This window comes from Kutzneria sp. NPDC052558 (assembly GCF_044547355.1).
In the GTDB taxonomy this organism is placed as follows: Bacteria; Actinomycetota; Actinomycetes; order Mycobacteriales; family Pseudonocardiaceae; genus Kutzneria.
In genome coordinates this window covers 64,997-72,602 of record NZ_JBIUAG010000043.1, presented here as the reverse complement: position 1 = coordinate 72,602, position 7,606 = coordinate 64,997, and the positions used below count along the sequence as shown (strand labels likewise).

General features: G+C 70.1%; 7 protein-coding genes. 2 read left to right on the top strand and 5 right to left on the bottom strand.

Annotation, left to right across the window (positions count from 1 at the left end):
• Positions 1-419: 419 nt before the first annotated feature.
• The 3 genes from ACIG5F_RS44160 to ACIG5F_RS44150 all read right to left on the bottom strand — a co-directional run bounded on the left by ACIG5F_RS44160 (position 420) and on the right by ACIG5F_RS44150 (position 2,861).
• Entirely contained in the window at positions 420-1,019 is a 600-nt protein-coding gene (locus ACIG5F_RS44160) for a hypothetical protein (protein WP_396526227.1), read from the bottom strand.
• Between the two features lie 323 nt (positions 1,020-1,342).
• Complete coding sequence (locus tag ACIG5F_RS44155) at positions 1,343-1,489, bottom strand: hypothetical protein (protein WP_396526226.1); 147 nt, start codon at positions 1,487-1,489, stop codon at positions 1,343-1,345.
• Positions 1,490-1,667: 178 nt separating this feature from the next.
• On the bottom strand, positions 1,668-2,861 hold the full coding sequence (locus ACIG5F_RS44150; RefSeq protein ID WP_396526225.1) for an AAA family ATPase: 1,194 nt from the start codon (positions 2,859-2,861) through the stop codon (positions 1,668-1,670).
• Between the two features lie 124 nt (positions 2,862-2,985).
• On the opposite strand from ACIG5F_RS44150, the gene ACIG5F_RS44145 reads away from it, so the two are divergent.
• Entirely contained in the window at positions 2,986-3,813 is an 828-nt protein-coding gene (locus ACIG5F_RS44145; RefSeq protein WP_396526224.1) for a transcriptional regulator, read from the top strand.
• Positions 3,814-3,865: 52 nt separating this feature from the next.
• Positions 3,866-5,668, top strand: a complete 1,803-nt coding sequence (locus tag ACIG5F_RS44140) for an APC family permease (protein WP_396526223.1) — start codon at positions 3,866-3,868, stop codon at positions 5,666-5,668.
• Here the strand turns inward: ACIG5F_RS44140 and ACIG5F_RS44135 are convergent.
• Both ACIG5F_RS44135 and ACIG5F_RS44130 read right to left on the bottom strand, forming a co-directional pair.
• Positions 5,665-6,312: a TMEM175 family protein gene (locus ACIG5F_RS44135; RefSeq protein WP_396526222.1), complete on the bottom strand. Its 648-nt coding sequence runs from the start codon at positions 6,310-6,312 to the stop codon at positions 5,665-5,667. The genes ACIG5F_RS44140 and ACIG5F_RS44135 overlap by 4 nt on opposite strands.
• Positions 6,313-6,323: 11 nt before the next feature.
• Positions 6,324-7,562: an acetyl-CoA C-acetyltransferase gene (locus ACIG5F_RS44130; protein WP_396526221.1), complete on the bottom strand. Its 1,239-nt coding sequence runs from the start codon at positions 7,560-7,562 to the stop codon at positions 6,324-6,326.
• Between the last annotated feature and the right edge of the window lie 44 nt (positions 7,563-7,606).

Here is a 7,606-nt window from a genome sequence, read left to right as displayed (position 1 = left end):
GTACTGGCTATTACAGTACGCTGTTGAGTTCTCAAAGAACACACGCACACCGTCACTTGGCTCTTTCAAGCCGCGTTCAGGGGCCTTGGTGTTTCTGTTTCGCTTGTGTTCGAAGCTTATCCGGTCCGGATTCTCCCTGTCAAACCGGCTTGTTCTTGCCGATTTGCTGGGGTTCGTCCCGGGTGTCACTGACTCTACCAGACTTTCTCAGTGGCTTTGTCGGTGACCCGCTGGCGTCCGTTTCCGTCCTGCCCTGCGGTACGTGGAGAACATTAGCAGCCGATCCAACACGCTTCCAAATCGGCCCCCTGACGCCGTCACCCAAGATCCATCACCGCAGGTCAGAGTCGTGTGCGTGGCGTCGCCAGATGCGGGAAAACGGCCTCGAAGACGATCACTATGACCGGCGTCACACCGGCTCATCGCAGCACTAGGAACACCGATCCGCCGACAAGCAGCCCGAGAACGGCGCCGACAAGAACTTGGGCCACGGTGTGGTCACGCAGCACTACCCGCGACCAACCGACGATCGCGACCGCCACGTACGACACGAGCAACGCGGGCCCATACGTCAGCGCGACGATGGCCGCGGCGCCACTGGCGACCGCCGCGTGCGCGGAGACCTTCCACCAGTGCGTGATCACGAGCGTGACCGCGAGCGAGACGAACATGGCCGTGACGAGGGCGAGCATCTCCCGCGGCGCGCCGGCGACCGCGAGCACCGCCAGGCCGACGAGGACGGAGGCCAGCGCGATCAGCAGCGGAATGCGGCGTTGTTCCCGCTTCCCCACGTGGTGATCGGTCAGCCGGCCGCGGCGCACCCCGAGCAGGATCGCGCCGAACGGGATGACGCTGGAGAACAGCGCGGCCAGCAATCCCCAGAGCAGGCCGGCGCCGAGGGTGTCGCCGGCGTGCAGGCCGACCGCGAACGACACGGCCACCACGACCACCGCGGGGGCGAACACCTCGGTGGCGGCGCGGGCGGCCGACCGGCGGAAAGAGCGCGTCTCGACAGTCACGCGCCGAGTATGGGAAACCCCGCAGTGCTGCCAGGTCGGGGGTCCGACAGCACTGCGGGGTCATTCGGCTCATCGCTGCCGTCACGGAGCGCGTTACAGCGACCCGGAGGTGTGACCTGAGTCACTTTCGAGTGAACCGTCGGGGCCCGGTGCGGAGGAGTCGCATCGGGACGTGATGCCGGTGGGTGCGGGCCCGGGAGGAAAAGGACACCGCATCCCGCACCCACCGGCGTTGGCTCGCAGCTGGGAGGGCACGCCCGGGTCGAATCGGGCGCGGCTGCGTGAGCCGGTCGGGCTGTGTTAGCTGGTCAGGAGGCAAGTGGTCAGCGCAGGCCCTGCATCTGCGACTGGGCGAGCATCATCAGCTCGTGGCGCATGGCGGGCGTGGCAGCAGCGTCGATCGCCTTGCTCACAGCCTTGCGAGTACGGGCCTCGGCACGGCGGGCGCGGATCTTCGCGGCGAAGTTCATGGGGTCTGCATCCCTCTCAAGGTCTCGCTTCTGGTGCGGTAGTACCAGTATGCACCCACAAGGCCAACCAGACCACCACTTTGTCCGGTGATGTGCGGCACTTGCCGACGAATCGTCGGCCGCTACCCCAGGGTCACCCCATGTTCATCCGGAAGGGTGTGGCCGTGGGCCGAACGAGCTACTCCTCCCGCCCGAGCAGGAACCGCCCGAAGTGCGGCACCGTGAACGCGATGCGGCCGCGCTCGGCCGAGTAGACGAGGCCCTTCTTGATCAGGTTGTCCCGGGCCGGCGACAGCGAAGAGGGCTTCTTGCCCAGGTAGACGGCCACATCCGTGGTGCCGACGGCCTCGTCGCGGCCCTCGGTCAGGTCGGCCATCGCCCGCAGGTACTCGCGCTCGGCCGGGGTCGCGCGCTCGTACCGTGAGCCGAAGAAGCCGACCGCCAGCTCGGTCTCGGCCTCGGGCGCGGCCATCGCCACGTCCTCCCGGGTGATCGGGTCGGCCGGCGCCGCGTCCCACGCCGCCTTGGCGTACGCCTGCACGAAGTACGGGTAGCCGCTGGAGGCGTCGAACAGCGCGTCCAGCGCGTGCGGGCTGATCTCCGCACCCTCACGCGCCACCGGCGCGAGCACCGCGCGGTCGGCGTCCTCGCGGTCGAGCTGGCCGATCAGCACGTACCGGAACAGCCGCTCGGAGTAGGACTTGCTGGCCGACAGCAGCGCGGGCAGGTGCGGCAGGCCGGCCCCGACCACCACCAGCGGCGCGCCGGACTGGGACAGCTCGTGGCAGGCGGCGCACAGCGCCGAGATGTCGTCGGGCTGCACGTCCTGCATCTCGTCGATCAGCAGCGCGACGCCGGTGCCGACGTCCTGGGCCAGCTCGGCGACATCGGTGAACAGCTCGACCAGGTCGATCTCGATGTCACCGGAGTCGGCCCGGCCCTGCGCCGCCGGCACGTCGATGCCGGGCTGCCAGCGTTCGCGCAGCTTGGCGCCGTCCGGGTTGGCCCGCAGCGCGAACGCCTTGAGCACGGCCAGCACCGACTCCACCCGTTCGGGGTCGCGGTGCCGCACGGCCAGGTCGCGGATGGCCCGGTGCAGCGCGGCCGACAGTGGCCGGCGCAGCTCGGCGTCGGGCCGGGCCTCGATCTTGCCGGCGCCCCACCCGCGCTTGACGGCCATCGAGCGCAGCTCGCCGAGCAGCACGGTCTTGCCGACGCCGCGCAGGCCGGTGAGCACGAGGCTGCGCTCCGGCCGGCCGCGGGCGACCCGTTCCAGCACCACGTCGAACGCGGCGAGCTCGCGGTCCCGACCGGCCAGCTCGGGCGGTCGTTGCCCGGCGCCGGGGGCGAACGGGTTGCGCACCGGATCCATCATCGGACGGTATCGGCATGTCTAGCGCTGGCTCAATACACCGGAAGACTCTCCTAGCGGTTGCGGACCGCACAGTACTTGCGCTTTGATAAGTGCGGTCAAGGTGACAAGTCGAGGGAGCACGATGGACGCGCATCCCGCGCAGCTGCTGGACGACGTGGTCCACCAGCGGGTTCGGCTGGGCATTCTGACCGCGCTCAGCACCGAGCCGCGGCTGGCGTTCACCGTGCTGCGCGATCTGCTCGGCCAGCCCGACAGCGGGCTGAGCCGACACCTGCGGGTGCTCGAGGACGCGCGCCTGGTGGACCTGGACAAGGTGATCGAGGAGCGCAAGCCGCGGACCTGGATCTCGATCACCGAGGCCGGCCGGCAGGCGCTGCGCCAGGAGCTGGCCGCGCTGCGCGCGATGATGGACGCCATCGAGAACGGCGGCGCCGACCTGCGCGCGTTCGTCGCACTGCTGGGCGACGAACCGGGGGAACGCGACCAGGAACGGGCCGAGCTGGTGCTCAGCGAGACGCCCGCCGGCTTCGCGATGAGCCGGGAGTCCGCGGTGGACCGCAACTACCGGCTGGTGTCCATGCCGGCCGCGGCCTGGGACCGCCACGGCGACCAGGCGCTGACCTTCCGCAGCCACGGCCTGCTCGGCGGCCATTTCCGCAGCTTCGCGTCGGCGGCCGCGAACGCCCACGTGATGCTGGTGGAGCTGGGCAACGAGGAGGGCCCGCTGGCCATCCTGCGGGCGCTCGCGCCGTCCACCCTGCGCATCGAGGGGCTCGACCCGTATCGGGCCTTCCTCACCGACCGAGACGGTTCGGGCGGCAAGTTGGGGGTGTGCTGGATGGCGGCCGGCCGCTATCTCGCGTGCGTGTCAATGACCGGGGACGAGGAGGTGATCAGGGAGCTGCTGCCACAATTCGCGGCAGGTCAGCGCGCCAAACTCACACGTTAGGAAGCCGTCAATGGGGGTGCACGGCGGTCGAACGCGGTCGCACAGTGCGGGCGTGACGACAACCGCGACCCGGCCGACCCGCTTATCCGGCGGGGACGACCAGAAGCACCGCCTGACCGCGATCACCGGCATGGCCGGACTCGGCCTGGACGCCATCGCGTCGGTGGCCTACGGGCCGGAGGCGATCGTGCTGGTGCTGGCCGCGGCCGGTTCCGCCGGCCTGGGGTGGACGTTGCCGGTGACGCTGGCGATCGTCGTACTGCTGGGCGTGCTGATCGCCTGCTACCGCCAGGTGATCCAGGCGTTCCCGGACGGCGGCGGCGCGTACACGGTGGCCACCCGGTACCTGGGGCGCCGTGCCGGCCTGGTCGCGGGCGCGTCGCTGGTGGTCGACTACGTGCTCAACGTGGCCGTCTCAGTGGCCGCCGGCGTGGCCGCGCTGACCTCGGCCTTCCCGGCGCTGCTGCCGTGGACCACCGAGCTGTGCGTGCTGGTGCTGGTGATCGTCACCGGCGTGAACCTGCGCGGCATCGTGGTGGGCGCCAAGGCCTTCGCCCTGCCGGCGGCGGTGTTCGTCGCCTCGGTGTTGGTGGTGATCGTGGTCGGGCTGTTCCGGCCGGAGGTCACCGTGCCCGTGTCGCAGCCGACGACCGTCGGCGGCGTGGGGGTGCTGCTGGTGCTGGCCGCGTTCGGCAACGGCTGCTCGGCGCTGACCGGGGTCGAGGCCATCGCCAACGCCACACCGTCGTTCCGGACGCCGCGGCGACAGCGGGCCCGGCGCGCGGAGGCGGGGCTGGGCCTGGTGCTCGGCGTGCTGCTGATCGGGCTGGCCGTGCTGATCCAGCGGTTCGACGTGCATCCGGTCGAGGGGCGCACGATCCTGTCGCTGGTCACCGAGGGCTCGATCGGCGAGGGCTGGCTGTACGTGGTGATCCAGCTGGCCACGGTGCTGCTGTTGGCGTTGGCCGCGAACACCTCGTTCGGCGGGCTGCCGGTGCTGGCCGCGAAGCTGGCGCGCGACGACTACCTGCCGCACGTGTTCGGGCTGCGGGCCGATCGGCTCGTGCACCGGCACGGCGTGCTGGTGCTGGCCGTGCTGTCCGGTGCGCTGCTGATCGGCGCCGAGGGCCGGGTCGACGTGCTGGTGCCGCTGTTCGCGATCGGCGTTTTTGTCGGCTTCGCGCTGGCCCAGGTCGGCATGGTCCGGCACTGGCGGGCCGAGCGGGGGCGGGGCTGGCTGCCCAAGGCCGCGCTCAACGGGTTCGGCGCGGTGCTGACCATCGCCGCGCTGATCGACGTCACCGCGTCCAAGTTCGTCGAGGGCGCGTGGCTGGTCGTGCTGGTGATCCCGATCTTCGTGATGCTGTTCAGCATCGTGCGGCGGGCCTACGACCGGATCGGCCGGGACATCGGCGTCGGCACCCTGCCGCGGCGGCCCCGCGGCACGTCCTCGGTGGTCGTGGTGCCGGTGGTGGCGATCACCAAGCTGACCGCGGAGTGCCTGTCGACCGCGCTGTCGATGGGCGACCGGGTGGTGGCCGTGCACGTGACGTTCGACGACGAGCAGGAGCGGGCCCGGCGGTTCCAGGCCGACTGGCAGGAGTGGCGGCCGGAGGTTCCGTTGGTGCTGCTGGACTCCCGGCACCGGGTGCTCGGGCCGCCGGTCGCCCGCTACGTGAACTCGCTGGCGGACGAGCGCGTGGTGGTGCTGATCGGCGAGATCGAGCCGGCGGCGCTGTGGGAGCGCTTGCTGCGCAACCGCCGCGGCGCGGTGGTGGCGCGCTGCATCGGCCGCGACACCTCGGCCGTGGTGTGCCGGCTGCGGTTCCGTCTGGGCTTCTCTAACGTTGTCTAGCTCTGAGTCAATACTTGCTTAGATTGGTTTAGCCGCCGGGTGACCAGCACGATCGGCACCAGCAGCCACCAGGCGTAGTTGGCCTGGCCGGGATGCCCGGTGATGGCGACGACGGCCCACACCACGAACACGACGCTGGCCCCGATCGGCTGTAGGTACCAGCCGAAGCGCGGGAAGCGGCCGGGCTTCGGCGTGATGTCGCCGTAGTGTTGGGACACGAAGATGATCAGCGATTGGACCGCGAAGACCGCGATCACGTTGCCGGCGTAGATCGCGTAGGACAGCGCCTCGTCACCGTGCTTGGCCAGCAGCGACGACGGGAACGGCAGCAGCGCGACCAGGGCCAGCAGCAGCATGTTCAGCGACATGACGCGCGAGCGCCGCACTCGTAGCTCGCGAAACAGCCGATGGTGGGCCAGCCACAGCACGCCGATCACCAGATAGCTGATCAGGTAGCCGGCGATGGCCGGCTCCAGGCCGGCCATCGCGCGGAGGAATTCCTCGCCGTGGACCTCGTCGGGGATCCTGATGTCCAGGACCAGCAAGGTCAGCGCGATGGCGAACACGCCGTCCGAGAGCGCGAGCACGCGCCCCAGGTCGACCTCGCCGCCGACTTCTCTCTCGTCCTCGTCGCCCTCGGTCACGGGCCAAGAAGCTAGGGCTTCTCCAGGATCGCCGTCACGCCTTGGCCACCGGCGGCGCAGATCGAGACCAGACCGCGACCGGAACCGCGCTCGTTCAGCAGTTTCGCCAGCGTGGCGACGATTCGGCCGCCGGTCGCGGCGAACGGGTGCCCGGCCGCGAGCGAGGAGCCGTTGACGTTGAGCTTGTCGCGGTCGATCTCGCCGAGGCCGTGCTTGTGCCAGGCCGCGAGCGTGGCCAGGACCTGGGAGGCGAACGCCTCGTGGATCTCGTAGAAGTCGAAGTCCGCCAGCGTGAGGCCGGCGCGCTCCAGCATCCGCGGCACCGCGTGGACCGGGGCGGTGAGCAGGCCGTCCTCGCCGTGCACGTAGTCGACCGCACCGGTCTCGGTCCAGCTCAGGTAGGCCAGCACCGGGATCCGGCGCCGCTTGGCCCATTCCTCGCTGGCCAGCAGCACCACTGAGGCGCCGTCGGTGAGCGGGGTGGAGTTGCCGGCGGTCATCGTGTCGCCGAAGACCGGCTTGAGCTTGGCCAGCTTCTCCACGCTGGTGTCGGCGCGCAGGTTCTGGTCCCGGGTCAGGCCGAGATACGGCGTGACCAGGTCGTCGAAGAAACCGCGCTCGTAGGCGGCCGCGAGATTGCGGTGGCTGGCCGCCGCCAACTCGTCCTGGTCCTCGCGAGTGATGCCCCACTCCTTGGCGGTGGTCGCCGCGTGCTCGCCCATGGACATGCCGGTGCGCGGCTCGGCGTTGCGCGGGATGTTCGGCACCACGTGGGTGGGGCGCAGCTTGGTCGCCGCGCGCAGCCGGGCGCCGAGGGATTTGGCCCGGTTGAACTCCAGCAGCACCTGGCGCAGGCCCTCGTTCACGCCGATCGGGGCGTCGCTGGTGGTGTCGACGCCGCCGGCGATGGCCGAGTCGATCTGCCCCAGCGCGATCTTGTTGGCCGCGGCGATGATCGCCTGCAGGCCGGTGCCGCAGGCCTGCTGGAGGTCGTAGGCAGGTGTCGACGGCGACAGTCGGCTGCCGAGCACCGCTTCCCTGGCTAGGTTGAAATCGCGGCTGTGTTTGAGCACCGCGCCCGCGACCACTTCACCGACCCGTTCGCCTTGCAGCCCGAACCGGCTGACCAGGCCGTCCAGCGCGGCGGTCAGCATGTCCTGGTTGGACGCCGTGGCGTACGGACCGTTGGACCTGGCGAACGGGATGCGGTTGCCGCCGAGCACGGCCACGCGCTGAACGGTCGGGGTCATGCCTCGACAATAACCTACTTATGAGTAGACTTACCAGCGAGTAG

What these genes read in the sequence shown, in the direction of transcription:
- ACIG5F_RS44155 (WP_396526226.1), bottom strand. Translation starts at nt 1,489, where the DNA reads ATGAACTTCGCCGCGAAGATCCGCGCCCGCCGTGCCGAGGCCCGTACT.
- ACIG5F_RS44150 (WP_396526225.1), bottom strand. Translation starts at nt 2,861, where the DNA reads ATGGATCCGGTGCGCAACCCGTTCGCCCCCGGCGCCGGGCAACGACCG.
- ACIG5F_RS44145 (WP_396526224.1), top strand. Translation starts at nt 2,986, where the DNA reads ATGGACGCGCATCCCGCGCAGCTGCTGGACGACGTGGTCCACCAGCGG.
- ACIG5F_RS44130 (WP_396526221.1), bottom strand. Translation starts at nt 7,562, where the DNA reads ATGACCCCGACCGTTCAGCGCGTGGCCGTGCTCGGCGGCAACCGCATC.